This is a genomic window from Aequorivita nionensis, assembly GCF_046352995.1.
In the GTDB taxonomy this organism is placed as follows: Bacteria; Bacteroidota; Bacteroidia; order Flavobacteriales; family Flavobacteriaceae; genus Aequorivita; species Aequorivita nionensis.
The window spans coordinates 2,527,388-2,553,696 of the sequence record NZ_CP130281.1; the positions used below are offsets into that span (position 1 = coordinate 2,527,388).

Sequence of the window (26,309 nt, forward strand, 5' to 3'; positions counted from 1 at the left end):
TTTTTTATCCTAAAACCATTGCCCGTAATTCATTTATACAGGTTCTGTTTCTTGTTTTTACTGTTCCTAATGGTAATTCCAATGTTTTTGATGCCTCTACCTGTGTGAATCCTTTAAAATATAAAAGATCAATTATCTTGATACACGCAGGTTTAAGAGCGTCCACGAACTTTTTTAATCCAATAGCGTTGGTTGCTCTGTTTAAACTATCTGAGGATGATAATATATCTACGAAGTTTGTGGTACTTAGGTTTTTTCTAGTGTTCTTAAATGCCTTGGATCGCGTTTCGTCTATGGCGGTATTTCTCGCAATATTTAAAAGCCAAGTAAAAAAACGGCCTTTTTTTACGGAATAGGAAGAGGCATTGTTCCAAACTTTTATAAAAACATCTTGTAATAATTCTTCTGCAGTGTTTTCATCTAAAACGATGCTGTAAATGATTCCGTAAATAGCTTCACTATACATAGTGTATAATCTTGAAAAAGCCTTTTCGTCACCATTTTGCATGGCTATGATGAGATCGTTGGGTTGTTCCATAGAACTTTTTTTTGAAAGTAAATGTAATGAAATTATTACTTTGAAATTTAAATAGTTCTGTTTGTTCCATTAAATAGTAAGTATTCCATGATTTATGTGTTAAATTTCTTTTTGTATTTTAAGAAAAAGTTGTGAAAAATATATTTTTTAATAGCTTTACAAAAACTTAATCTACTTAAAACTAATATTAATCCAAAAAAAACAAAAATGAAAAAAGTTACCCGGAGTTTCTTCCTGGCAATTATGTTGGTGTTTTCGGGCACTATGATTGCGCAAAATGTTTCAGGAGTGATTAACAAACAATTGAATCATTTTTTAGAACAAAATGAATTATTGCCACAAGATCTTCAGTGGCAAATAACAAGTGAAACTGTTAGTAGGACTAGCGGTATTCAACACGTATATTTCAGACAATTACTGAACGATATAGAAATTTATGGAACTGAATCAGGGATCCATACTTTAGCGAATGGTAAAGTAATTTCATCAGACAATAAATTTGTAAAAAGTACTGCTGAAAAACTTTCTGGCACAAATCAACCAGGCCTTACAGCTGCACAAGCAGTACAAGCTGCGGCTATGCAACTTGGGTATTCCTTAAATGGTTCGCTTACTGTATTGGAAGGTTCTAATGGGGTTGCTAGGGAAACATTGCTTAGCGATGGTGGAATTTCTTTAAGCCCGATACCTGCAAAACTGATGTACGCACTTACAGAAACTGACCAATTGGTTTTATGCTGGGATATTTCAATCCAGGAAAAAAGCCAGCAAGATTGGTGGAGCTTAAGAGTTAATGCAACCACAGGCGAAATAGTAAACAGAGCAAACTGGATGGTTAGCTGTGTAATGCACCACGATCACAGTAATGACGTGAAAGTGATGGATTTCAATGCCAACTTATATGATATTCCAAATTATGACGAGATTATAGCTAACAAACCTGCTGCTTGTACAGAATGTTACGAAGTATTTGCACTGCCTCTTGAAAGTCCATACTATGGAGCGCGAACCATTGAAGTTCAACCTGCAGACCCAACTGCTTCCCCATATGGATGGCACGATACCAACGGCGCTGCCGGTGCTGAATATACTACAACACGCGGAAACAATGCAAACGCTTATGAAGATGGAAATAATTCAGGTTATCAGCCAGATGCAGGTTCAAACTTGGAATTTACCGGTTACCCTTTTAGTCAAATTTATACTAGTGGAAATCAATATGAGGATGCTGCAATAACCAACCTTTTCTACATGAACAATATTTTTCACGATATTATGTACCAATATGGTTTTGATGAAGTGAGTGGTAACTTTCAGGAAAATAACTATGGAAACGGCGGGAACGGAAGTGACTCTGTAAATGCAGAAGCTCAAGATGGTTCGGGTAGTTGTAACGCTAACTTTGGAACTCCACCAGATGGTAGTAACCCAACAATGCAAATGTACATTTGTAATGATAAAGATGGTGATTTTGATAATTTGGTTATTATGCACGAATACGGACATGGTGTATCAAACCGTTTAACAGGTGGTCCTGCCGCATCTGGCTGTTTGCAAAACCAAGAGCAAATGGGAGAAGGATGGAGTGACTTTTTTGGAGTATTATTGACAATTGAGCCTGGTGATGTTGGAACAGATGCACGTGCCGTTGGAACGTATCTTTTTGGTCAAGGCCAAGGAGGTGGAGGTATTCGTGATTATCCATACAGTACAGATATGGGTGTGAACCCACAGACTTATGATTTTATTAAAACAGCAGCTGTACCTCACGGCGTAGGTTCTGTATGGGCAGAAACACTTTGGGAAGTAACTTGGGCATTAATAGACGAACACGGTTTTGATCCAAATCCTTATAATTTTACTGGTGATATTAATCAAGATGCAGGAAACATTCAAGCATTGGCATTGGTTACAGAAGGAATGAAATTACAACCTTGTAGCCCTGGTTTTATAGATGGTCGTGATGCAATTTTTGCTGCAGACCAAGCTTTATATGGAGGTGCAAACGAATGCTTGCTTTGGGATGCTTTTGCAAAAAGAGGTTTAGGTTTTAGTGCAAGTCAAGGTTCTTCAAGTAGTAGAAGCGATGGAACTCAAGCTTTTGATACTCCTTCGCAAACAGCTTCATTATCTGTTTTAGAAGAAGTTTGCGCTACTTCTGGAGTACAAACTGGATTAACAGGAGGAACTCCAAATGGTGGTACTTATAGTGGACCAGGAGTTACAGATGATGGCAATGGATCTACATTCACATTTGACCCTGCTGTAGCTGGTGTAGGTGTGCATACAATAACTTATGATGTTCAAGCTGGTCCATGTTCTGTAGCATCATCTGCTACGGATACTATTGAAGTATTGGCAGTACCTGCTGGACCTACAACTACAGGAGCTTCAGATTTCTGTGTTGGCGATCCAGTAACTGTAACGGCTACTCTTAACGACCCTAACAATGTTATCAGATGGTTTGATGCCGCAACTGGAGGTAACTTCCTTTTTGAAGGTACTTCATATACGTTTACACCAACAGGAACCACAAATGTATATGCTCAGGAAAGTGCTCCTGGACCATTATCACAATTGGTTATTTCAGAAATTAGTTTAGAAACACCAGACAGATTAGAAATTCAAAACGTAGGTGTAGCTACAGATTATACTGGATATAAAGTTGCAGTAAGTGACACTCCCTATGCAAACATTAACACTGTAAACTCAATAGTAAAAAACCTTGGAAATATGGCAGCAAATTCTGTTGTCGATTGGAACGATGATGGAGGTTCAGGATATTGGGGTAATAACTTATTCTGGGATAGTTCTGGAACTGGATGGATATTGATTATTGATCCAAGCGGAAACGTGGTTGATTCTGTATTCTGGAATTTCAGTGCTGGTGAGATTGCTGGTTTTAATGTTACAGTCTCAGGATTCAATATTACCGCTGCCGATCTTGATTGGTCTGGCGTTGGTGCCTCATTGGTTTCAGCATGTGGCTCTAATTCTTTTAGAAGAGTTGGTGATACAGATTCTGCCGCAGATTGGTCAGGAATTTGCGAACCTTCAGATTTTGGCACACCAAACAGTGATATTAATTTAGGAGCTTCGGGCTGCCCAGGCGAGCGTACTCTTACTGAAGTTATCGCTGAAACTGAAAACCCAGTGATTACTTGCCCAGCTGACGTTAATGTTTCTGTTCCTAGCGGACAGCAATATACATTGCCAGATTATACAGGTGATGCTTCTGCGACTGACAACTGTAACCCAGATCCAGTTATTACACAGGATCCTGCTGCAGGAACTATGGTTGGAGTAGGTGTTACAACTATGACAATGACTGCAACAGATGCTGCAGGCAATGAAGACACGTGTACTTTTACAGTTACTGTGGATGAATTAATAGGAATTGGCGAAAATGAATTTGCCAACAACTTGCTGCTTTATCCAAATCCAACAACTGGTGAAATCACACTTAAAAATAATACAACAGCACAATTGAACAACATAATCATTACTGATGTGAAAGGTAGAACTATTAAAAACATAGACCTTTCCGGAGCAGGCATTGAAACCAATTTCTCATTGGATGAACTTGCTACAGGAATGTATTTCGTGAAAATAAATGCTGAAAACACAAGTGTTGTAAAACGCATCGTGAAGCTATAATAAATTAAATTTTCAATTTTTTTTAAACCCACGTCAATTTTTTTGACGTGGGTTTTTTTAAACACTTCATTTCAATAACTTTGGCAGATGAAAAAAATTTTGTGTTTTGCAGGCAGTAACAGCAGTAAGTCCATCAATAATAAATTAGTAAGTTTTGCGGCTACTCAAATTGTTGGCCACAGCGTTGAGGTTATTAAACTAACAAACTATGATCTTCCCATGTTTGGAGAAGATATTGAACGTGAAAAAGGATATTCCGTAGATTTGAAAATGCTCCATAACAAAATCAAAGAAGCAGATGCACTTGTAATTTCTGTAAACGAGCATAATGGAGCAGTTTCTGCATATTTTAAAAACACCTTGGATTGGCTTTCTAGACTGGATTATGGTTTTCTCAAAGAAAAGAAAATACTGTTGATGAGTACTTCCAATGGAAAACGTGGCGCTGCTTCCGCTTTGGAATATACTAAAAACGTCTTGCCCAGATTTGGTGCTATTGTTGTTGAAAGCTTTAGTTTCCCTTCCTATTCAGAGAACTTTTCTGAAGAAACACAATCTATTTCCAACGAAGTTTTACTTTTGGGTTTTACAGATGTTATTCAAAATTTTGTGCATCAAATTGAACAATAATGCGCACCGTAAAGAAATACCCTTTTTCTTTAACTGAAGCTTCTAAAAACCGCTTACTCCAATGGGCGCAACAGTTTCAGGAATTTGTGTGGCTGGACAGCAATAACTATTCACAAACCTATGAAACCTATCAGGCAATTCTTGCAGTTGATGCTTTTACGGCCCTTAAAACCGATTCCCAAGATGCTTTTAATAAGTTGAAGGAATACCAATCCACTACAGCAGATTGGATTTTTGGATATCTTTCCTATGATCTTAAAAATGATGTTGAAAATCTTCACTCCAAAAATATAGATGGCCTAGATTTTCCTGATTTGTACTTTTTTCAACCTAAAAAACTGTTTCTTTTTTCTGAAAATAATGTTGAGATGCATTATTTGAATATAGCTTCCGATGAAATGGAAGAAGATTTTAATGCTATTTCTGAAATTATTCAGCAATCCGAGGAATCCGAAATCTCAAAACCTATAAAAATAAGTGTCCGGACTTCCAAAGATAGTTATCTTCAGAAAGTTGAAGAGGTACTTGAGCATATTAAACGTGGAGATATTTATGAAGTGAATATCTGTCAGGAATTCTATTCCGAAGATTCTGAAATCAACCCGCTGGAAACATTTCTTCAGCTTAATAAAATTTCAATACCGCCATTTTCTGTTTTTCTTAAGCTGAATGAAATTTTTGCCCTTTCAGCTTCACCGGAACGGTATTTAAAGAGAACAGGAACCGCTGTTGTTTCCCAACCTATAAAAGGAACGGCAAAGCGCCTAAAAAATAAAGTGGAAGATTTAAAAATGGCGCAGCAATTGGCCAATGACCCTAAAGAGCGTAGCGAAAACATTATGATTACAGATCTGGTGCGCAATGATCTTTCCCGAATTGCCGAAAAAGGAAGTGTTTCCGTTGAAGAACTTTGCACCATTTATACTTTTGAACAAGTTCATCAGATGATTTCCACAGTTGCCTGTAGCGTTGCGCAAACTATTTCCAGCGTTGAAATTTTAAGGAACACTTTCCCAATGGGCAGTATGACAGGTGCCCCGAAAATTTCTGCTATGCAAATCATAGAAGAAACAGAAGACGCCAAACGCGGTTTATACAGCGGAGCTATCGGCTATTTTTCTCCTTCGGGAGATTTTGACTTCAATGTTGTTATTAGAAGTATTCTTTATAATTCCTTAAAAAAATATGTAAGTTTTTCCGTTGGAAGTGCCATTACAATAAACTCCATACCCGAAAAGGAATACGAAGAGTGTTTATTGAAAGCAAAGGCAATGCGGGAAGTTCTGAACAATACTTTATGAGTTTAGAAACTTATAAACCTTCTTTATTAGCTTTTAAGCTTATACAATCCATTTATTAGTGTTTAAGCTAATAAAACCTATTTATTAGTGTTTAAGCTAATAAATTTATATATTTGAATAAACTTTTAAGGAATGAACTATTCGGTTATATCTGGTGATATTGTTTCATCAACAGGCTTGCACACTCAAGATCGCAAATTTGTTGAAGAAAATCTCAATGATCTGCTCCACAATCTGAAACAGGAGTTCAATGTCTATGGCCGTATTATAAAAGGCGATTATTTGGAATGTGTTGTTCCCAATGCCGCAGAAGGTCTGCAAGTGGCATTGGCCATAAAGAGTTTTGTGAAGGCAATTCCAATAAAAATAAAAACGTATAAAAGTGAAGACAATAGAATAAAGCAATTCAAAACCCACGGAATAAGGCTTGCTATTGGTTATGGCGAATTGAGCCGCTACAAGCCCGAAGAAGGAGTTATTGATGGTGAGGCCATTTATCTTTCGGGTCGCGAAATAAGTGGTGAAACAACGTACAACAAAGAGCGCATCGTTATAAAAAACACCTTGTTTTTTGCTTCAAAAGATGAAAAATTAAATAAAAATTTTCAACCTTTATTGGCGCTATTGGATGTTTTGCTGAGTAAGGCAACTTCTAGACAATGTGAAGTATTGTACCTAAAACTGATGAATAACCAAGAGGAAGAAATAGCTAAACGCCTTGGCATTGGACAGTCTGCCGTCAATCAACACTCAACAAGTGTTGGTTGGAATGCCATTGAAGAAGCGGTAAACTATTTTAAAATGGTAATTTCAAAGTAAACACTATGGGAATAAAGGAATTATTACTGCTCCAATTTATTGCACATCTGTGCTTGGATTATTTTTTTCAGACAGATAAATTGGCAAAGCAAAAAAACACAATCGGTTTTAAGAGCCCCTTTTTGTATTGGCACGCATTGGTGTATTTTGCTTTGGCGTGGTTGTTTTCTTTACAAATAAGTTTCGTATTGGCTGCAGGAATAATTGCAATAACCCACTTTTTGATAGACGGATTTAAACGTCACCTAAATAACAGTAAGTACTTAGGCCGATATGCTTTTTTTATAGATCAAGCAGCTCATTTGGCCATTCTCACATTAGTAGTTGTTCTATTTGACAAATGGTACGGCATTAATCCTTCAATTGATGTTTCAATAAATTTTAAATATTTGCTAATAATCACGGGATACTTAGTATGCTTAAAACCAGCAAACATTTTTATAAGGGAAGTGTTTAAAGCTACCGAAATACAAGTGTCCAGCGACAATGAAATGCCCAACGCTGGAAAGGTTATCGGTGTTTTGGAGCGAATCCTAACATTAACATTTATAATCATTTCACAATACTCGGCAGTCGGTTTTTTGATTGCGGCCAAGTCCATTCTCCGTTATGGAAACAATGAAACCTTAAAAACAGAGTATGTACTCATTGGTACGATGCTCAGCTTCGGAATAGCTGTTATTGCTGGAATAATTATTAACTTCTTTTAAATTTCAATCAGATTGCTCAATCATTTTAAAAAAAATATTGGAACCGATTTTTCTTTTTTGAAAGGAAAAAAATTGCTCATTGCCTGCAGTGGTGGCTTGGACAGCGTGGTTCTCACACACCTGATGAAAAATCTCAATTCTGAAATTGCTTTGGCACATTGCAATTTTTCATTACGTGGAAAAGAGAGCGATGGAGATGAAATGTTTGTGATTGGTTTGGCGAAAAACATGCAAATTCCAGTATTTGCTGAAACCTTTGACACGAAAAAATATGCCAAAGAGCACAAAATTTCAACCCAAATGGCAGCTCGTGATCTTCGTTATGCTTGGTTTGACGAAATTTTAAAAGATTTTAAATTTGATTATTTACTGACTGCACACCATTTAGACGACACTTTGGAAACGTTTTTCATAAATCTTTCCCGCGGAACAGGTTTAACCGGACTTGCAGGAATTCCGAAGAAAAACAACAAAATAATAAGACCGCTTTTAAATTTTTCACGCGAAGAAATCTTAAAATATGCGGAAGAAAATAATTTGAAATGGCGCGAAGACAGTAGTAACTTAAAGACTGATTATCTTCGGAATAAGCTGCGTTTGGAAGTGTTGCCGCAGTTTAAGGAGACCAATGAAACACTTTTGAAAAATTTTCAGAAAACACAACGAAACATACAAGCATCACAAAACCTTATTGAAGATTACACGGCTTTGGTTTATAACTTAGTTGTTAGCGAAGCGGTGGATTCATATAAGATCAACATCCCAAAAATTAAAGAACTTCCACATACAGATGCTTTGCTATATGAATTGTTGAATGGTTTCGGTTTTACGGAATGGGAAGATGTTTCAAATTTACTAGATGCACAAACGGGGAAACAACTTTTTTCAAAAACCCACCGACTTATTAAAAATCGAGAAGAATTAGTACTTACCGAAATTGATTTAGAAAAACGGAATGATGAATTTTTGGTTTCGGAAGAAGAAATAACTTCACCTATAAACTTAAAAATTGAACCATCAAAATACATAGGCGAAACTGAGAAAAACCTGATTTATGTTGCTTCTGAAAAATTAAACTTCCCCTTAAAGCTCAGAAAATGGAAGCGTGGCGATAGTTTTCAACCTTTTGGAATGAAAGGAAAAAAGAAATTGAGTAAATTTTTCAAAGACGAAAAAATCCCCTTAAATGAAAAGGAAAAAATTTGGCTGCTTTTAAGTGATGAAAAAATAGTATGGGTAATTGGCCACAGAATGGATGACCGTTTCAAAGTAACCGAAAATACAAAAAGAATTTTGAAGATAACTTTCTGGAATTGAATGTATATAAAAAAAGAATCCCGACCGTTGGCCGAGATTCTTTAACAAACCTAACTTAGTAAACTTTAAAGTGCACTAATAATATTTTCTATCCCCACAAAAAATATTGCTTTGTGCATTATCCACTAATTCTATGAGTCAAATATATGTCGGTTATTAAATTTTCACAATACGTACTTACACGTATTTTTTCTGATTAAAATCATTTTGAATTATAAACATTAACAGTAACTTTCAAAATATGAAAAAACCAACTAAAATAGGTGTTTTAACAAGTGGCGGTGATGCTCCCGGAATGAACGCTGCAATCCGCGCGGTAGTTAGGTCTTGTGCCTATCACAACCTTGAATGTGTTGGTGTTTACCGCGGTTTACAAGGTTTGATAGAAGGAGATTTTAAAGAGTTGAACGCACGATCTGTAAAAAACATAATCAATCGTGGTGGTACCTTTCTTAAATCTGCCCGTTCCAAAGACTTTAGAACTAAAGAAGGCAGAAAAAAAGCATTCAATAATCTTCAAAATGAAAATATAGATGCTTTGGTAGTTATTGGTGGCGACGGAACTTTTGCGGGAGCTTCGGTTTTTATAAAAGAGTTTAACTTTCCTATTGTTGGCCTTCCAGGAACAATAGACAATGACATAAATGGAACCGATTATACCATTGGTTATGACACAGCTTTAAATACGGTTGTTGAAGCAATTGATAAAATTCGCGACACGGCAAATTCACACAACCGTCTCTTTTTAGTAGAGGTGATGGGTCGCGATGCAGGAGATATTGCTTTGAACGCGGGTATTGGAGCAGGAGCGGAGGAAATATTGATTCCCGAACAAAATATGGGTCGCGAACGCTTACTTGAATCTTTAAGCCGAAGTAAAAAATCTGGAAAAACTTCAAGCATTGTTGTTGTTTCTGAAGGAGACCAAATAGGAAAGAATATCTTTGGCCTTGCCGAATATATTGAAGAAAATTTAAAAGAATACGAAGTTAGGGTTACCGTGCTCGGCCACATTCAGAGGGGCGGTTCTCCAAGTTGTTATGATCGGGTGCTTGCAAGTCGCTTGGGTGTTGGTGCTGTTGATGCATTACTGAAAGGCGAAACAAATGTTATGATTGGAATTGTTCACAACAAAGTAACATCGGTACCTTTTTCCGAAGCAATAAAAGGAAGTAATGAAATTGACGAAGATTTGATACGCGTTGCAGATATCATTTCAATTTAAAATTAAAAAAAATAAAAATTTATAAATGAAAACGAAAATAGGAATCAACGGCTTTGGCCGAATAGGGCGCATAGCCTTCAGAATAGCATCACAAAGAAAAGATATTGAAATAGTCGCTGTGAATGATCTTTTAGATGTGGATCATCTTGCATATTTATTGGAATACGATTCCGTTCACGGAAAATATCCCGGTAAAGTTGAAGTGAAGGATGGAAATTTAATTGTTGATGGAAACAAAATAAGGGTCACTGCTGAAAAAAATCCTGAAAATTTAAAATGGGACAAAGTTGGCGCAACAATTATTATCGATTGCACGGGAATTTTTAAAGAAATTGATTCGGCTTCGGCACATTTAAAAGCGGGCGCCAAAAAAGTAATTATTTCCGCCCCTTCAAAAACAGCTCCTATGTTTGTGATGGGCGTGAATCATAATGAAGTAAAACCATCAGACACAATAATTTCCAACGCTTCGTGTACAACTAATTGTCTTGCCCCATTGGCAAAAATTATAAACGATGAATATGGAATTGTTGAAGCTTTAATGACAACGGTACATTCCGTAACGGCTACACAATCCACGGTTGACCAGCCTTCAAAGAAAAATTACCGTTTAGGAAGAAGTGCACTGAGTAATATTATCCCAACTACCACAGGCGCTGCCGTTGCGGTAACCAAAGTAATTCCAGAGTTAAAAGGCAAACTTACAGGAATGGCTTTTCGCGTACCAACCACAGATGTTTCGGTGGTTGATTTAACGGTCCGCACTGAAAAACCCGCGACCTACGAAGAAATAAAAGCACTGTTCAAAAAAGCTTCAGAAAACGAATATAAAGGAATCGTAAACTACACCGAAGCCGAAGTGGTTTCGCAGGATTTCGTTTCAGACCCGCATATCTGTACCTTTGATGCCAACGCTGGTATTGCACTTAATGATAATTTCTTTAAGTTAGTGGCTTGGTATGATAACGAATACGGCTACTCCGCAAAACTGGTAGATTTGGCCGCTCACGTTGCAACTTTATAAATTATGACCCTAATAACCGATGGCGGTTCTACAAAATGTGATTGGGTATTGTTGGATAATTCTGGCGAAGTCGTTTTTAAAACAGCTACTTCCGGGTTAAATCCTACGGTTGTTCCAAAAGAGGAATTGTTGCTTCGCATTGCTTCAAACGAAACTTTAAAAAACATTTTCAATAGTGTTGAAATTTTAGATTTTTATGGAGCAGGCTGTGGCACTGCAACGCCGCGAAGTATTTTAAAGGAAGTCTTGGAAGAACTATTTATAAAAGCGAAAGTCAACGTTTCCGAAGATATGGCGGCCGCGGTTTTTGCCGCAACTACCGAACCGGGAATTGTTTGCATTTTGGGCACGGGTAGCAACAGTTGTTATTATGACGGAACTGAAATTCACGCGCCAATCCCAGCTTTGGGATATGTTTTGATGGATGAAGCCAGTGGAAATTATTTCGGGAAGAGATTGATCCGCGACTATTATTATCACCGAATGCCAAAGGAAATTGCTTCAGAATTTGAGAACCGTTTCAATTTGGAAGCAGATGAAATAAAGATGAATCTTTACAAAAAGCCAAACCCAAACGCATATTTGGCGTCATTTGCGCAATTCATTTTTACGCAGAAAGAAATAAACCCATACTTTTACGCGCTGATAAAAGAAGGTATTTCAAATTTTATTGAATGCCGCATTCTTTGTTATGAAAAGGCGCACGAAGTGCCTATTCATTTTATTGGCTCCATTGCACATTTTTCAGAAGAAATTATAAAAGAATGTTTTGCGGCACACAATCTTGACCTTGGAAATATCGTTCAACGCCCAATAGATGGGCTAATAGATTATTATAAAAGCAAAATTCACAACTCGTAAATTTAAAATCGTCAATCGTAAATCAGAATGTCTTTACCCAAAATAAATCCTACAAAAACCGAAGCTTGGAAGGCACTTGAAACCCATTTTCAAGAAATGAAAAAGCTGCAAATGCAAGATGTTTTTGAAAAGGATGCCAATAGAGCAAATCAGTTCAAGATTAAATGGCAGGATTTCTATATAGATTATTCAAAAAACAGAATTACCGATGAAACCCTTTCACTTTTATTAAAACTTGCTGAGGAAGTAAAGTTGAAAGAAGCCATCAAACAACAATTTTCAGGTGAAAAAATAAATGAGACCGAAGACCGAGCCGTACTGCATACAGCTCTGCGCGATTTTGAAAACCTGAAACCAGAAGTGAAAGCAACACTCCAAAAAATGGAACGTTTTTCTGAAGAAATAATAAATGGTTCACACAAAGGTTTTACAGGAAAAGCGATTACTGACGTTGTAAACATCGGCATTGGCGGAAGTCATTTGGGACCGGAAATGGTTACGGAAGCGCTTCAGTTTTATCGGAACCATTTAAAAATTCATTTTATTGCAAATATAGATGGCGATGGAGTAGCTGAAATACTCAAAGATTTAAATCCTGAAACAACACTTTTTATAATAGTTTCCAAAAGCTTTACAACCCAAGAAACCAATGCGAATGCTGCGTTTGTAAAAGATTGGTTTCTGAAAAAGGGAAGTGAAGAGGATGTTCAGAAACACTTTGTTGCTGTTTCGGCAAATGTTGATGGTGCAAAAGAGTTTGGCATTTCCGAAGAAAACATTTTCCCTATGCAGGATTGGGTGGGCGGTAGGTTTTCACTTTGGAGTTCCGTAGGTCTTTCCATTTGCTGCGCCATAGGTTTCAATAATTTTGAAGCAATGCTGAAAGGAGCTTTTGAAATGGACAACCATTTCAAAAAAGAAGATTTCGGCAAAAATATTCCAGTTGTTCTCGCTCTACTTTCAGTTTGGTACAATAACTTTTTTAAAGCAGAAAGTGAGGCGGTTGTGGCATATTCGCAATATTTGTACAAACTTGTTCCGTATCTACAGCAAGCCGTAATGGAAAGCAACGGAAAAAGTGTTGACAGAAATGGCGAAAAAATTGATTACCAAACCGGAACCATAGTTTGGGGAAATGTGGGTAGCAATTCACAACATGCTTATTTTCAACTTTTACATCAGGGAACAAAACTAATCCCGACGGATTTTATAGGTTTTAGTGAACCGTTGCACGGTAATACCGAAAACCACAATATTTTAATGGCAAATTTTTTCGCTCAAACCGAAGCTTTGTGGGAAGGAACTCATAAAAAAAATGTTCAAAACCCTTTCAAGTTTTTTGACGGTTACAAACCAACCAATACCATTCTCATAAAAAAAATGACGCCAAATAACCTTGGAAGCCTGATTGCAATTTATGAACACAAACTTTTTGTTCAAGGTATTATTTGGAATATATTTAGTTACGATCAATGGGGCGTAGAACTTGGTAAAACGGTTGCAAAAAGTACACTTCAATCTATTGAAAAAAAGGATTCTTCTGTTATTGAAAATCTTTCAACCAAAAATTTATTGAATATTTTTTTGAATAACGAGCATTAACTTCTTATTACCTTCATCAAACTTCCAACTTTTTTCATATCTTTAAGTTGTAAACTCCCCGTTTATATTAACTAATTTATGCTTACAAAAGTTTATGGAAGCGCCGTTTTTGGCGTTGAGGCCACGACTATTACGGTTGAAGTAAATGTTGATATTGGGGTAGGGTACCATTTAGTTGGACTGCCAGACAATGCCATTCGCGAAAGCAATTTCCGCATTGCCGCTGCCCTGCAAAACAACGGTTACAAAATTCCCGGAAAAAAGTTAATTCTCAACATGTCGCCCGCAGATCTTCGGAAGGAAGGCTCTGCCTATGATCTTACCTTGGCGATGGGTATTCTCATTGCCACAGAACAGATTGAAGAGCGAAATCCACTCTCGGAATATATAATTATGGGTGAACTTTCGCTCGATGGAAATCTGCAACCCATTAGAGGGGCATTGCCCATTTCCTTAAAAGCGAAAGAAGAGGGATTTAAAGGATTTATTCTTCCGAAACAAAATGCAAAAGAAGCTGCTATCGTTGAAGGAATTGAAGTTTATGGAATTGAGAATATAAAGGAAGTAATAGATTTTTTCAACGAAAATATTCAACTTGAAAAAACCGAGGTGGATATGGTGGCCGAATTTTACGAGCACTTGGAACATCCCGAACACGACTTTGCTGATGTGAAAGGCCAGGAATCCATAAAACGCTGTATGGAAATTGCAGCAGCCGGTGGCCATAATATTATTTTGATTGGTCCGCCGGGTTCGGGAAAAACGATGCTTGCCAAACGTTTGCCAAGTATTTTACCGCCAATGACATTGCAGGAAAGTCTTGAAACAACAAAAATTCACAGCGTTGCGGGGCGTACCATGGAAAAAGGTGGTATTATGACTTCGCGACCCTTCCGAAGTCCACATCATACAATTAGCGACGTTGCCCTTGTTGGCGGCGGACAATATCCGCAGCCGGGAGAAATAAGTTTGGCGCACAACGGCGTTTTGTTTTTGGATGAACTTCCTGAATTTAAACGTGGTGTTCTCGAAGTAATGCGACAGCCTTTGGAAGATCGCGATGTAACCATTTCTCGTGCAAAGTTTACGGTAACTTATCCCTCAAGTTTTATGCTCGTGGCGAGTATGAACCCGAGTCCCGGAGGCTATTTTAATGACCCAGATGCACCGGTAATGTCTTCGCCTGCGGAAATGCAACGCTATTTGAGCAAAATTTCGGGTCCACTTTTGGATAGAATTGATATTCATATAGAAGTAACGCCCGTTCCTTTTGAAAAACTGAGTGACGAACGCCGTGGCGAATCAAGCATTGTAATTCGTGAGCGAGTTACAAATGCCAGAAAAATTCAGTCAGAACGGTTTTCAGAATTTGAAAATATACATTACAACGCCCAAATGGGGGTAAAGCAGATTCGGCAATTTTGTAAGCTGGATGAGGCTTCGCTTCAACTTTTAAAAACCGCAATGGAACGGTTGAACCTTTCCGCCCGTGCGTATGACCGTATTTTAAAAGTAGCGCGAACTATTGCCGATTTGGAAGCTTCCGCAGAAATAAACGGCAATCACATTTCCGAAGCCATTCAATATAGAAGTTTGGATCGGGATGGTTGGTTTGGTTAATTGCTTATTCTTAAATTATTTTCCCTTTCGTTTTAACTTATTTTTAAGACTTAAACATACTCCACATAGTATCTTTAAAACTTTCTTAAAAATCCGATTCATTATGTTTAAAACTTCCCTTAAATTGAGCTTCATAGCTTTGGCTGCCGTTGCTCTCTTTGCCATTTCCTGTAAAAATGAAAAAGCTGCTACCACTGATGATAGCGCAAAACTTTCTGTTCCATTTGAAAAATATGAACTTGAAAATGGGCTCGATGTAATTCTTCACCAAGACAAAAGCGACCCGATTGTTTCTCTTGCTATTCAATATGGTGTTGGTTCCAACCGTGAAAAAACTGGTCGCACCGGTTTTGCACACTTATTTGAACACATGCTTTTTCAGGAATCTGAAAACGTGCCGCAGGATCAATTCTTCAAGACAATCCAAGATGCCGGAGGAACGCTGAATGGTGGAACTTGGAAAGACGGAACGGTTTATTACGAAGTTGTTCCAAAAAACGCAATGGAAACCGTGATGTGGCTGGAAAGCGACAGAATGGGTTATTTGATAAACACTGTAACCGAAGCTGCTTTTGAAAATCAGCAAGAAGTGGTTCAAAATGAAAAGCGACAACGTGTGGATAACAATCCTTACGGGCACACGAGTTGGGTGATTGATAAAGCACTTTATCCAGAAGGACACCCATACAATTGGCAAGTTATTGGCGAATTGGAAGATCTTCAAAATGCAACCGTTGAAGATGTAAAGGAATTTTATGATCGTTTTTACGGTCCAAATAATGCAACTTTAGTGTTGGCGGGCGATTTTGACACAGCCGAAGCTAAGCAAATGATTGAAAAATACTTTGGTGAAATAAAGCGTCGTCAAGAAGTGGAGCCATTAAAGCCACAGCCTGTAACATTAGCTGAAACCAAAAGACTTTACCACGAGGACAATTTTGCCACCGCACCACAACTGAATATGGTTTGGCCAACTTTAGAACAATATACTGAAGATGCTTACGCACTGGACTTTTTGGGTGAAATTCTTTCACAGGGAAAAAAAGCACCGCTTTACAAAATATTGGTAAAAGAAAAAGATTTAACAGCCAGAACGATTGCCTACAACAGCTCAAACGAATTGGCTGGGGATTTTCAAATTTCAATAACCGCGAATAATGGTGTGGATTTGGATTCTATAGAAAGTGGAATCAAAGAAGCATTTGTTCTTTTTGAAAAAGACGGAGTAACCGATCGCGATATAGAAAGAATTAAAGCAGGGCTAGAGACCCAATTTTACAACGGCATAAGCAGTGTTTTGGGAAAATCGTTTCAGCTAGCTAGATATAATGTTTTTACTGGTGATCCTGGTTTTATTACCCAAGATATTGAAAACATCAAAAAAGTTACAAAGGAAGACGTAATGCGGGTTTACAATAAATACATTAAAGACAAACCTTATGTTATGACCAGCTTTGTTCCAAAAGGACAGCTTAACTTAATTGCTGAAAATTCTGAAAAAGCAAAAGTTGTTGAGGAAGAAATTAAGGAAAACGTTACGAAAAAAGTGGAGGAATCCAATACTGAAATAGTAAAAACTCCTTCCAACTTTGACCGTTCAAAACCACCTGTACAAGGTCCAGCGCCAGAGCTTAATGTTCCTGAAATGTGGAATGCAAGTTTAGAAAACGGTATAAAAGTTTCTGGAATTGAGCAAAATGAAATCCCAACAGTAAACTTCAGTTTGGTTATTGAAGGGGGTCATTTGCTTGACGATATGAAAAAGAATGGCGTTGCCAACTTAATGAGCGATATTTTGATGGAAGGCACAGCCAATAAAACGCCGGAACAATTGGAAGAGGAAATTGATCTTTTGGGAGCAAGTATCAGAATGTACACTACAGACGAATCAATAGTTATTCGTGGAAACACCTTGACTCGAAATTTCGATAAAACTATAGATTTAGTTACTGAGATTCTTTTAGAACCACGTTGGGATGAAGAGGAATTGGGACGAATAAAAACCAAAACCATAAATCAAATTGAGCGCTCAGATGCCGATCCAAATACTGTTGCAAACCGGGTTTATAACAAAATTCTATATGGTGAAGACCATATTTTCAGTTACCCAACCATTGGTACTGTGGAATCTGTGAAAGCAATCACGATGGACGATTTAAAAGAATATTATAACAAAAACTTTTCCCCTTCAGTAAGCACCCTCCAAGTTGTTGGTAAAATTGATAAAGATGCAGTTTTAAAGGATTTAAAAGGTCTTGAGGAACGTTGGGCTGCAAAAGAAGTAAGCATTCCGGAATATCCGGTTGCAAACAATAGGGATAGGGCTTCTCTTTATTTTGTGGATATTCCAAACGCGAAACAATCGGTTATTGATATTGGTTACATCGCATTGCCAAGAACTGATGCGGATTTTTACCCTGTAGAAGTAATGAACTATAAACTTGGTGGTTCTTTCTCAGGAAATGTGAACTTAATCCTTCGCGAGGAAAAAGGATATACCTATGGCGCCCGAACCAATTTCAGCGGAAGTAAAATCCCGGGGACTTTTACAGCTTCATCAAGTGTTAGGACGAATACAACGGGTGAATCTGTCCAGATTTTTAAGGATGAAATTTCAAAATACAAAGAAGGTATTTCTCCCGAAGATCTAGAGTTTACCAAGAATGCACTTATAAAGTCGAACGCACGTCGTTTTGAAACACAAGGTTCGCTTTTGGGAATGTTGCAGGAAATTAACGAGTATAACCTTCCAGCAGATTATATTGAAAAAGAAGAAGCTGTTGTGAAAGATATGACTTTAGAACAACATAAGGAATTGGCCAATAAATATTTGGACGCTTCCAAAATGGCTTATTTGGTAGTTGGCGATGCTGCAACCCAGTTTGCCCAATTCAAAAAAATGGGCTTTGACGAAGTGAAACTTCTCGATAAAAATGGAGAGGAAGTAAAACTTGAGGATGTGAAAATGTAGTTTTAAGCACGTATAATTTTTTAAAGAAGGGATGCCTAAAAGCATTCCTTTTTTATTTTACTATATTTAAAATGTAATCTTTAGCTAGTATTAGTTATGAAAATTCTTATTTTTTTTGTTTTCGGAGTGAACATTTGTTTTGCACAAAACAGAGTTCCTTTTGATAAATTAACTTTAGAGAATGATTTAGTTTATGAAAATTTTCCAGATAAATTATTTACTGGAAATGCAGCTAAAATTAGAAAAAACGGACATGTTGTTTATGAAGATGTAATTCAAGATGGAAAAATACTGAAAAGAATTGTTTATTATAATAAGAGCAACCTTCCAGCTATTGAGTCTATTTATTTTGAAAATTCACATAAAATAAAAAAGGAGATTCAATTTAGTTTAAAAGAATCCAGAATTGATATTACTCAGTTTAATGAACTTGGCAAAAAAACACTTTCTGAAATTTATGAGAATGATAAACTTATATACAGATGTGAATTTGTAAAAAATAAAAAGAATGGTAGAGAATTTTGCATCGATAAAAACGGGCAAGAAATTATAACAGAATATGAAAATGGTAAACCGCTTAATTAATTTAAAAATGGAAAAACTTATATTTTCTGCTTTAATTCTTGCACTTTTAATTTCGTGTAAAAACAGAACATCAGAAACATTAAAAGAAAAAGAAATCACTATAAAAACATTTTCCGAACCAACCTTCACTTTAGCGGAAGCCAATAAATTGATTGAACTTCCAATGCATTGCGTGGGCACAGAATACCCTTATAAACCAGGCGAAACACTGGAGAGCAAAGCAGATTTGGTGGAACCGATTGCTGTTCATCCTATATTTTATGGCTGTTTTGACTGGCACAGCGCCGTTCATGGCTATTGGTCTATGGTTACATTACTAAAACAGTTCCCGAAAATGGATAGGGCCGAAGAAGTTCGAAAATTGCTAAATGAAAAAATCACTCCCAAAAACGTTGCAACTGAAGTAGCATTTTTTGAAAAACCAATTAATAAATCCTTTGAAAGAACTTACGGATGGGCTTGGCTTTTAAAACTTTCCGAAGAACTTCACAATTGGGACGACCCAATGGCAAGGGAACTTGAAGAAAATTTAAAACCATTGGCAGACATAATTGTACTTCGTTATAAAGAATTTCTGCCGAAACTAAATTATCCAATCCGCGTTGGAGAGCATACCAATACTGCATTTGGACTAACGTTTGCTTATGATTATGCTAAAGCTATTGGAGATTTGGAACTGAAACAGCTTATTGAAAAGCGTGCTCGCGATTTCTATATGAATGACGAAAATTGCCCGATAACTTGGGAACCCAGTGGTTATGATTTTCTTTCTCCTTGCTTAGAAGAAGTAGATATTATGCGGCGCGTACTTTCTTCGGAAGAATTTATAAGTTGGATGGATACATTTTTACCCCAGCTTGCGGATGAAAATTATCATTTGAAAGTAGGGGAGGTGAGCGATCGCACAGATGGCAAACTTGTGCATTTGGACGGTTTGAATTTTAGCAGAGCTTGGGTTTTTTATGGTTTGGCGAAGCAATACCCAAAATATAAACACCTTGAAAATCTAGCCAACGAACACATAGTATATTCCTATCCAAACTTAGTGGGCGATAGCTATGAAGGTGGCCATTGGCTGGGCAGTTTCGCAATTTATGCATTGAATATTTTGCACGGAAAATAATTTTTAAAGAATAATAAACCCATTCAGGATTAATATGCTTTACAGTAGTTTTTTTTACAAATTTTAAAAAAAAACACATATTTTAATGTAAGTAAAGACCTTACATCGGCACAGGAAAAACCCTTTTTTTTAAAAGGATTTTCCCTGTTTATTGCTTTTAAAAAATACATATTTAATTGTTTTTGCTACATTCGTTCCCTATATAACCAATAAAACAATTTCAATTATGTCAAAACCCTCAAATTGTATTACTGTAGCTGAAGCAAGACAATTGCAAGATAACTGGAAAGCAACCCGCGCTGTAGATATTGAAGCGGCCATGGGCTCTGTGGATACGCGTGAATTTTTATTCAGTGTTGCTGAACTTCAGCAGTTTTTGGATTATATAAAAGCAGGAACTGGTTTGGGACCACAACCCGGTGTTCGCATTTATTTTGCAGCTTATGATAGCGCTACCAATGATAAAGCAACTGTTTTTTTAGCACCCACTTCAGGTATTACAGCTGGGTCGCCAAATAATTATAATTTGGAGCCTTTAAATAAAGGAGTGAGTGGTTGGCCACCGAAAAATTACTAAAAATTGGAATTAAGCGATTTTTTGCTTTATGTTCTTCCAATATTTTCTTTGGAAGTACTGGCGGCTTCTACAGGTACGTATTACCTTGGCAAAAATTTTTCACAATTTAAAAGCACAAAATACCTTGTTCTTTTTTTATGGCTTACTGTCTTTGTTGAATTAGTAGGCTCTTACGCCCCTTTCGCATACTTCTCTGACTACACAATATTTTCTTTTGTAAAGGGAACACCTTTTGAAAATAATTATTGGTGGTATAATACTTATTCGGCATTGAGTTTTTCTTTTTATGTATTGTATTTTGTATCCTTCTTAAAGAATAGGTATTGGAAATTGATTTTTCAAATTTTAGCTGGAGCTTTTTTTATATCTTCAATTTTAATATTCATTTTTAGCGATACTTTTTTCAAAGGGTTCCCACCATATATGACTATTACCGGAACATTACTTTTGTTTTTTAGTGTTGTGCTGTTTTATTTTGAATTACTTAGAAGTGACTTATTACTCCAATTAAAGCGACTTCTTCCTTTTTATATTTCTGTTGGGGTTCTTGTGTTTAATCTTTGTGTAACTCCTATCGAAATATTTAGTCAATATTTTAATCTTAAGGACGGAAATGATTTATTCGTTACATTGCGCTCAAATGTGCTATTGTATGGAAACATATTTATTTATTCCACTTATACCCTCGGTTTTTTAATATGCTCAAAAAAGAAGAAATCCTTTTATTAGTTTATTTTATAACCATAATATTTCTCTTGGTATTATTTGTTGTTGTTTTTTTTATTGCTTTTCAACGAAAAAAAAACAAATTCCTTAAAGAACGCTTTGAAGCTGAAAAACGTTACCAAAGAGAACTTGCCAATTCACAAATAGAGATTCAGGAACAAACCTTAAAAAACATTGCCTGGGAACTTCACGACAATGTTGGTCAATTGCTTTCGGTCGCCAATATTCAGTTGAATGTATTGATGAACTCAATACCAGAGACCTATCACAACCAAATAAAGGAAACAAAGGGAGTGGTGCAGGAAACCGTTCAGGAAATTCGATCACTTTCTAAAGTGCTCAATAACGATGTGGTGCTGAAAAACGGACTCTTGAAATCGTTGCAAGTGGAACTGGACCGGTTTAACCGTTTGGATTATTTGAAAGCTACCTTTAAAATCTCTGGAGACATAGTGCCACTGAATAATGCAAGTGAAATAATTGTTTTCCGAATTCTTCAGGAATTCCTTTCAAACGTGATTAAGCACGCTAAGGCTTCAAAATTATTCGTACATTTAGATTATCAAGAAAAAGCACTGGAAATAGTTGCTGAAGATGATGGCGTTGGTTTTGACATCTCACAAAAAACAGACAGTTCCGGAATGGAGACAATGCACAGCCGTGCCGAGCTGCTGAACGCTAACTTTTCCATTGTATCAGAGATTGGAAAAGGTACGCGCTTATTTATAAAGTATCCGTATAAAAGCACATAATGACTAACGTAGAAAAGCATACCGTAGCCATAGTTGACGACCATTCCCTTTTTGCAGGTTCCTTGGAAAAATTAATCAATTCATTTTCTAGTTTTAAGGTGCTTTTCCACGCAAAAAATGGCGTTGAATTGCAGGAGTATATTGAAAACGGAAGTGATTTACCCGAAATTGTTTTGCTCGATATCAATATGCCGGTCATGGACGGCTTTGAAACAGCCGAATGGTTAACGCTAAACCATCCTAAAATAAAAACGCTTGCACTTTCAATGGAAGATGATGAACAGACTATTCTGAGAATGTTGCGCAAAGGTGTAAAGGGATATCTTTTGAAAGACATTCATCCAGAAATCTTGAATCACGCCTTGCAAGAATTGATTGATAAAGGATATTACCATTCTGAGAAAGTTTCCGAAACACTTTTACATTCCTTAAACCCTGATGATGATTTTGCTTTGCTGGATTTTAAGGAGAATGAACTCACCTTTATTCAATTAGCTTGTTCTGAAATGACATACAAGGAAATAGCAGATATAATGGGTTTGAGCCCAAAAACCATTGACGGGTATAGGCATGATCTTTTTAATAGGCTAAAAATTAAAAATAGGGTGGGACTGGTAATTTTTGCCTTGAAGAAAAACCTGATAAAGCTTTAACTGCAAGCATTCCAAACCGAATCGTCTGGCGTTGGCGCTTCTATTGTAATTTCTTCTTTTTGGACCGGATGAACCAACGTTAACTTTTTTGCATGAAGATGAATACTTCCATCTGGGTTGCTTCGGTCAAAACCGTATTTCAAATCTCCTTTTATTGGGCAACCAATAGCCGAAAGCTGTGACCGTATTTGATGGTGTCTTCCAGTTTCAAGAACTATTTCCAATAGATAATAATTATCCAGTTTTTTCAGAAGCTTATAATGAAGCACCGCTTTTTTACTGTCTGGCACTTCTTTTATATGAGCGTAGGATTTGTTTTGTTTTGGGTTTCTTTTTAAATAATGCGAAAGTGTGTCCTCCGTTTTTGGAGGTGCGTTTTTAACAATAGCCCAATATATTTTCTCGGTTTCCCTTTCAGAAAACATTTTGTTCAACCGTGCCAAAGCTTTTGAAGTTCTTGCAAAAACCACAATTCCGCTTGTGGGACGGTCCAATCTGTGAACAACGCCAAGAAAGACAGCTCCTGGCTTGTCATATTTTTCAGCAATATATTCTTTTACAACTTCCGAAAGTGGAGGGTCGCCTGTTTTATCGCCCTGCACAATATCGCCTGGACGTTTGTTGACAACAATTAAATGATTGTCTTCAAAAAGAACTTGAAGATTATCTTTGGTGCTATGTGATTTGGATTTCTGGATTGTTGGATTGTTGGATTGCTGGATTATTCTAAAAATCCAACAATCTATTAATATTGTTCACTATCGTTCGGAAAATCGCCGCTTTTCACGTCTGTGCTATATTGACTAAAAGCATTTTTCATTTCTGTATATAAATCTAAATACCTTCGAAGAAAACGTGGATTGAACTCGTGGGTCATTCCAAGCATATCGTGCGTTACCAAAACTTGGCCATCAACGCCGTTTCCAGCACCGATACCGATTACGGGAATGCTTATTCTTTCAGCAACTTCTTGCGCTAACTTGGCAGGAACTTTCTCCAAAACCACTGCAAAACAGCCTGTTTTTTCTAATAAAATGGCATCTTCTATAAGTTTTTCAGCTTCTTCTTCCTCTTTTGCACGAACTGTATAAGTTCCGAATTTATAGATGGATTGTGGCGTTAACCCTAAATGGCCCATCACAGGAATGCCTGCATTCAAAATTCGCTTTATTGATTCCTTTACTTCCTTACCGCCTTCAAGTTTTACTGCGTGTCCGCCACTTTCTTTCATGATTCTAATGGCTGAACGCAACGCTTCTTTTGGATCACTTTGATAGCTTCCGAAAGGTAAATCAACAACAACCAAACTGCGTTCAATAGCTCTAACTACTGAAGCTGCATGATAAATCATTTGATCCAAGGTAATTGGCAAAGTAGTTTCGTGACCAGCCATTACATTTGAAGCCGAATCGCCTACCAAAATAACATCTATTCCTGCACTATCCACAATCTTGGCCATTGTAAAATCGTATGCGGTAAGCATCGAAATTTTTTCGCCTTTCTTTTTCATGTCCACCAAAGTTTTGGTGGTGATACGCTTGTATTCTTTTTTGGCTGTTGACATATTTCTAAAATATCTATATATTAAAGTGTAAAAGTACTATTTTTGAGTAGTATCAACTTAAATTTTTATTATGAAATCCATACTGTTACTTTTTTCAGTAATTGTTAGCACCGTTTGTTTTTCACAAGAATCACTTTCCACGGAAAATGGAAAGATAATTGTGGGTATTTTTATGGATGGTTATAAAGCCGGAGATACTTTAAAGATGAAATCTGTAATGCATCCCAATATGACCATGCAGCGGGCTTATCTTAATAAAGAGCAGCAAAATGTGTTGATTTACATAAAACCATCTGATTTTTTAAAATATGCCGCTACTACTTCGAAAAACCAACAATGGGATGAAAAGTTAATGGATTATGTTGTTAATAGCGATGGAAATGTAGCTCATGTTTGGGCCTCATATGAATTCTATACGGATGGAAAATTCAGTCATTGTGGTGCAAATTCTTTCACATTAATATATACTGATGAAAGCTGGAAAATCTTTAATTTAATAGATTCCGTTCGTATAGGAAGTTGTGATAAAGAATAGGTATTGCTTTACTTAACAATCACTTATATTCACCTGTACCGCTAAACCTCCTTCACTGGTTTCCTTGTATTTTGAAGTCATATCTTTCGCCGTTTCCCACATTGTGGCAATCACTTTATCCAATGGCACTTTTGCTTTGCTTGGATCACTGTCCAGGGCCATCTCGCAAGCATTTATAGCCTTTATGGCGCCCATTGCATTACGCTCAATACAAGGAATCTGCACTAAGCCAGCAATTGGGTCGCAGGTCATTCCCAAATGGTGTTCCATTGCAATTTCGCTGGCCATTAGGCATTGTTCCGGGGTTCCGCCCATCAATTCGCAGAGTGCGCCAGCAGCCATTGAGGATGATACGCCAATTTCAGCTTGGCAGCCGCCCATAGCAGCGGAAATGGTAGAGCCTTTTTTGAAAATACTCCCAATTTCACCCGAAGTGAGCAAAAACTTACGGACATCCTCAAAATTGGCATCGTGGTTTTCAATCACCATATAATACATCATTACGGCAGGAATTACGCCTGCACTTCCATTGGTTGGTGCCGTAACAACACGGCCTAAGGAAGCATTTACTTCGTTTACGGCGAGTGCAAAACACGAAACCCATTTCAGAATTTGACGGAATTTCACTTCAGTGTTTCTAATGGCCGCAATCCATTCTTCGGCATTTGTGTATTTGTGGTCGCCAATTAGGTTTTTGTTCATCTCAAAAGCACGGCGCGTCACATTTAGTCCGCCGGGCAAAATTCCCTCGGTGTGTGCACCAACGTACATTGAGTCTAGCATTACATGCCAAATTTTCTTTAGACCGTCGTTTATTTCGGCTTCGCTTCGCAACGACTTTTCGTTTTCGAGCACTATTTCAGAAATGCTTTTTCCCTCGGCTTTGCAGTATGCCAAAAGTTCCGTTCCTTTTTCAATAGGGAAGGGGAATTGGGCAAATTTTGCAAGTTTTATTTTTTTTCGTTTTCGCTCTTCCTTCACTGTAAAACCGCCGCCAATTGAGTAATATGATGAGGATTTTTTGGAACCATTTTTCAATGTAGCCCTAAAAGTCATTCCGTTTGGATGGAATTCCAAAAACTTTCGGTTGAAGATGATATTTTGCTTCGGAATAAATGGAATTTCCAATTCGCCGTTCAGCTTCAATTTATTTTCTGAAGTGATAAAATCAATCTCTTTCTCAATATTTTCAATAGGAAAAGTTACAGGGTCAAAACCCGAGAGGCCTAGCATTACCGCAATATCAGTAGCGTGTCCTTTCCCAGTTAGCGAAAGCGAACCATATAGATCCACTGAAATTTCAGCTACCTCCTCAAACTGTTTTTTTTCCTTCAATTCTTCAATCCATCGCAACGCGGCGCGCCACGGGCCTAGAGTGTGTGAGCTGGACGGGCCAACCCCTATTTTTAGCATGTCAAAAACGCTGATACTTTCCATAAATTTAATCTTAATTCAAACCTAAGAAATTTTGTGTTATCCCGCTAAACTGAAAGTAGATTTGTTTATAATTATTATTGGA

Annotated in this window: 23 protein-coding genes; 19 read left to right on the forward strand and 4 right to left on the reverse strand. The window is 37.1% G+C overall.

What is annotated here, in order from left to right:
* Window positions 1-4: 4 nt before the first annotated feature.
* On the reverse strand, window positions 5-538 hold the full coding sequence (locus Q2U82_RS11520; RefSeq protein WP_410005014.1) for an RNA polymerase sigma factor: 534 nt from the start codon (window positions 536-538) through the stop codon (window positions 5-7).
* 207 nt (window positions 539-745) lie between these two features.
* Here Q2U82_RS11520 and Q2U82_RS11525 point away from each other — a divergent pair, with 207 nt between their 5' ends.
* The 18 genes from Q2U82_RS11525 (at window position 746) to Q2U82_RS11610 (ending at window position 22,691) form a co-directional block, all read left to right on the forward strand.
* Window positions 746-4,195, forward strand: a complete 3,450-nt coding sequence (locus Q2U82_RS11525; protein ID WP_410005015.1) for a M36 family metallopeptidase — start codon at window positions 746-748, stop codon at window positions 4,193-4,195.
* An 87-nt stretch (window positions 4,196-4,282) separates the two neighbouring features.
* Window positions 4,283-4,825 carry an NADPH-dependent FMN reductase gene (locus tag Q2U82_RS11530; RefSeq protein WP_410005016.1) on the forward strand — a complete coding sequence of 181 codons (543 nt, stop codon included), beginning with the start codon at window positions 4,283-4,285 and terminating at the stop codon, window positions 4,823-4,825.
* Window positions 4,825-6,126, forward strand: a complete 1,302-nt coding sequence (locus Q2U82_RS11535; RefSeq protein ID WP_410005017.1) for an anthranilate synthase component I family protein — start codon at window positions 4,825-4,827, stop codon at window positions 6,124-6,126. The genes Q2U82_RS11530 and Q2U82_RS11535 overlap by 1 nt, the downstream gene beginning before the upstream one ends.
* A 132-nt stretch (window positions 6,127-6,258) precedes the next feature.
* Window positions 6,259-6,945: a helix-turn-helix transcriptional regulator gene (locus tag Q2U82_RS11540; RefSeq protein ID WP_410005018.1), complete on the forward strand. Its 687-nt coding sequence runs from the start codon at window positions 6,259-6,261 to the stop codon at window positions 6,943-6,945.
* Window positions 6,946-6,950: 5 nt separating this feature from the next.
* Entirely contained in the window at window positions 6,951-7,655 is a 705-nt protein-coding gene (locus Q2U82_RS11545) for a DUF3307 domain-containing protein (protein ID WP_410005019.1), read from the forward strand.
* Between the two features lie 57 nt (window positions 7,656-7,712).
* Window positions 7,713-8,972, forward strand: coding sequence for a tRNA lysidine(34) synthetase TilS (gene tilS / locus Q2U82_RS11550; RefSeq protein ID WP_410005020.1), 1,260 nt, complete (start codon window positions 7,713-7,715; stop codon window positions 8,970-8,972).
* 241 nt (window positions 8,973-9,213) lie between these two features.
* A complete protein-coding gene (gene pfkA, locus Q2U82_RS11555; protein WP_410005021.1) occupies window positions 9,214-10,197 on the forward strand; it encodes a 6-phosphofructokinase in 984 nt (327 codons plus the stop codon).
* Between the two features lie 25 nt (window positions 10,198-10,222).
* A complete protein-coding gene (gene gap / locus Q2U82_RS11560) occupies window positions 10,223-11,221 on the forward strand; it encodes a type I glyceraldehyde-3-phosphate dehydrogenase (protein WP_410005022.1) in 999 nt (332 codons plus the stop codon).
* A 3-nt stretch (window positions 11,222-11,224) separates the two neighbouring features.
* Window positions 11,225-12,082 carry a BadF/BadG/BcrA/BcrD ATPase family protein gene (locus tag Q2U82_RS11565; RefSeq protein WP_410005023.1) on the forward strand — a complete coding sequence of 286 codons (858 nt, stop codon included), beginning with the start codon at window positions 11,225-11,227 and terminating at the stop codon, window positions 12,080-12,082.
* A gap of 27 nt (window positions 12,083-12,109) precedes the next feature.
* Window positions 12,110-13,684 carry a glucose-6-phosphate isomerase gene (gene pgi, locus Q2U82_RS11570; RefSeq protein WP_410005024.1) on the forward strand — a complete coding sequence of 525 codons (1,575 nt, stop codon included), beginning with the start codon at window positions 12,110-12,112 and terminating at the stop codon, window positions 13,682-13,684.
* 78 nt (window positions 13,685-13,762) lie between these two features.
* On the forward strand, window positions 13,763-15,304 hold the full coding sequence (locus Q2U82_RS11575; protein WP_410005025.1) for a YifB family Mg chelatase-like AAA ATPase: 1,542 nt from the start codon (window positions 13,763-13,765) through the stop codon (window positions 15,302-15,304).
* Between the two features lie 103 nt (window positions 15,305-15,407).
* Window positions 15,408-18,275, forward strand: a complete 2,868-nt coding sequence (locus Q2U82_RS11580; protein WP_410005026.1) for a M16 family metallopeptidase — start codon at window positions 15,408-15,410, stop codon at window positions 18,273-18,275.
* A gap of 96 nt (window positions 18,276-18,371) precedes the next feature.
* Window positions 18,372-18,860, forward strand: coding sequence for a hypothetical protein (locus tag Q2U82_RS11585; RefSeq protein ID WP_410005027.1), 489 nt, complete (start codon window positions 18,372-18,374; stop codon window positions 18,858-18,860).
* Between the two features lie 7 nt (window positions 18,861-18,867).
* Window positions 18,868-19,983, forward strand: coding sequence for a DUF2891 domain-containing protein (locus Q2U82_RS11590; RefSeq protein WP_410005028.1), 1,116 nt, complete (start codon window positions 18,868-18,870; stop codon window positions 19,981-19,983).
* Window positions 19,984-20,209: 226 nt separating this feature from the next.
* A complete protein-coding gene (locus Q2U82_RS11595) occupies window positions 20,210-20,560 on the forward strand; it encodes a hypothetical protein (protein WP_410005029.1) in 351 nt (116 codons plus the stop codon).
* A gap of 3 nt (window positions 20,561-20,563) precedes the next feature.
* The gene (locus tag Q2U82_RS11600; RefSeq protein ID WP_410005030.1) at window positions 20,564-21,289 is read left to right on the forward strand and encodes a hypothetical protein; all 726 of its coding nucleotides are present in this window, start codon (window positions 20,564-20,566) and stop codon (window positions 21,287-21,289) included.
* Window positions 21,259-22,038, forward strand: coding sequence for a sensor histidine kinase (locus tag Q2U82_RS11605; protein WP_410005031.1), 780 nt, complete (start codon window positions 21,259-21,261; stop codon window positions 22,036-22,038). The genes Q2U82_RS11600 and Q2U82_RS11605 overlap by 31 nt, the downstream gene beginning before the upstream one ends.
* Window positions 22,038-22,691, forward strand: coding sequence for a response regulator (locus Q2U82_RS11610; RefSeq protein WP_410005032.1), 654 nt, complete (start codon window positions 22,038-22,040; stop codon window positions 22,689-22,691). The genes Q2U82_RS11605 and Q2U82_RS11610 overlap by 1 nt, the downstream gene beginning before the upstream one ends.
* Here Q2U82_RS11610 and Q2U82_RS11615 read toward each other — a convergent pair.
* Together Q2U82_RS11615 and panB are read right to left on the reverse strand one after the other, a co-directional pair.
* Window positions 22,688-23,389, reverse strand: a complete 702-nt coding sequence (locus Q2U82_RS11615) for an RluA family pseudouridine synthase (RefSeq protein ID WP_410007157.1) — start codon at window positions 23,387-23,389, stop codon at window positions 22,688-22,690. The two genes, Q2U82_RS11610 and Q2U82_RS11615, sit on opposite strands and share 4 nt — an antisense overlap.
* Window positions 23,390-23,436: 47 nt before the next feature.
* Complete coding sequence (panB, locus tag Q2U82_RS11620; protein WP_410005033.1) at window positions 23,437-24,255, reverse strand: 3-methyl-2-oxobutanoate hydroxymethyltransferase; 819 nt, start codon at window positions 24,253-24,255, stop codon at window positions 23,437-23,439.
* 70 nt (window positions 24,256-24,325) lie between these two features.
* On the opposite strand from panB, the gene Q2U82_RS11625 reads away from it, so the two are divergent.
* Complete coding sequence (locus Q2U82_RS11625) at window positions 24,326-24,790, forward strand: hypothetical protein (protein WP_410005034.1); 465 nt, start codon at window positions 24,326-24,328, stop codon at window positions 24,788-24,790.
* Window positions 24,791-24,802: 12 nt separating this feature from the next.
* Here the strand turns inward: Q2U82_RS11625 and Q2U82_RS11630 are convergent, their stop codons facing one another.
* Complete coding sequence (locus tag Q2U82_RS11630) at window positions 24,803-26,227, reverse strand: L-serine ammonia-lyase (protein ID WP_410005035.1); 1,425 nt, start codon at window positions 26,225-26,227, stop codon at window positions 24,803-24,805.
* Window positions 26,228-26,309 lie beyond the last annotated feature (82 nt).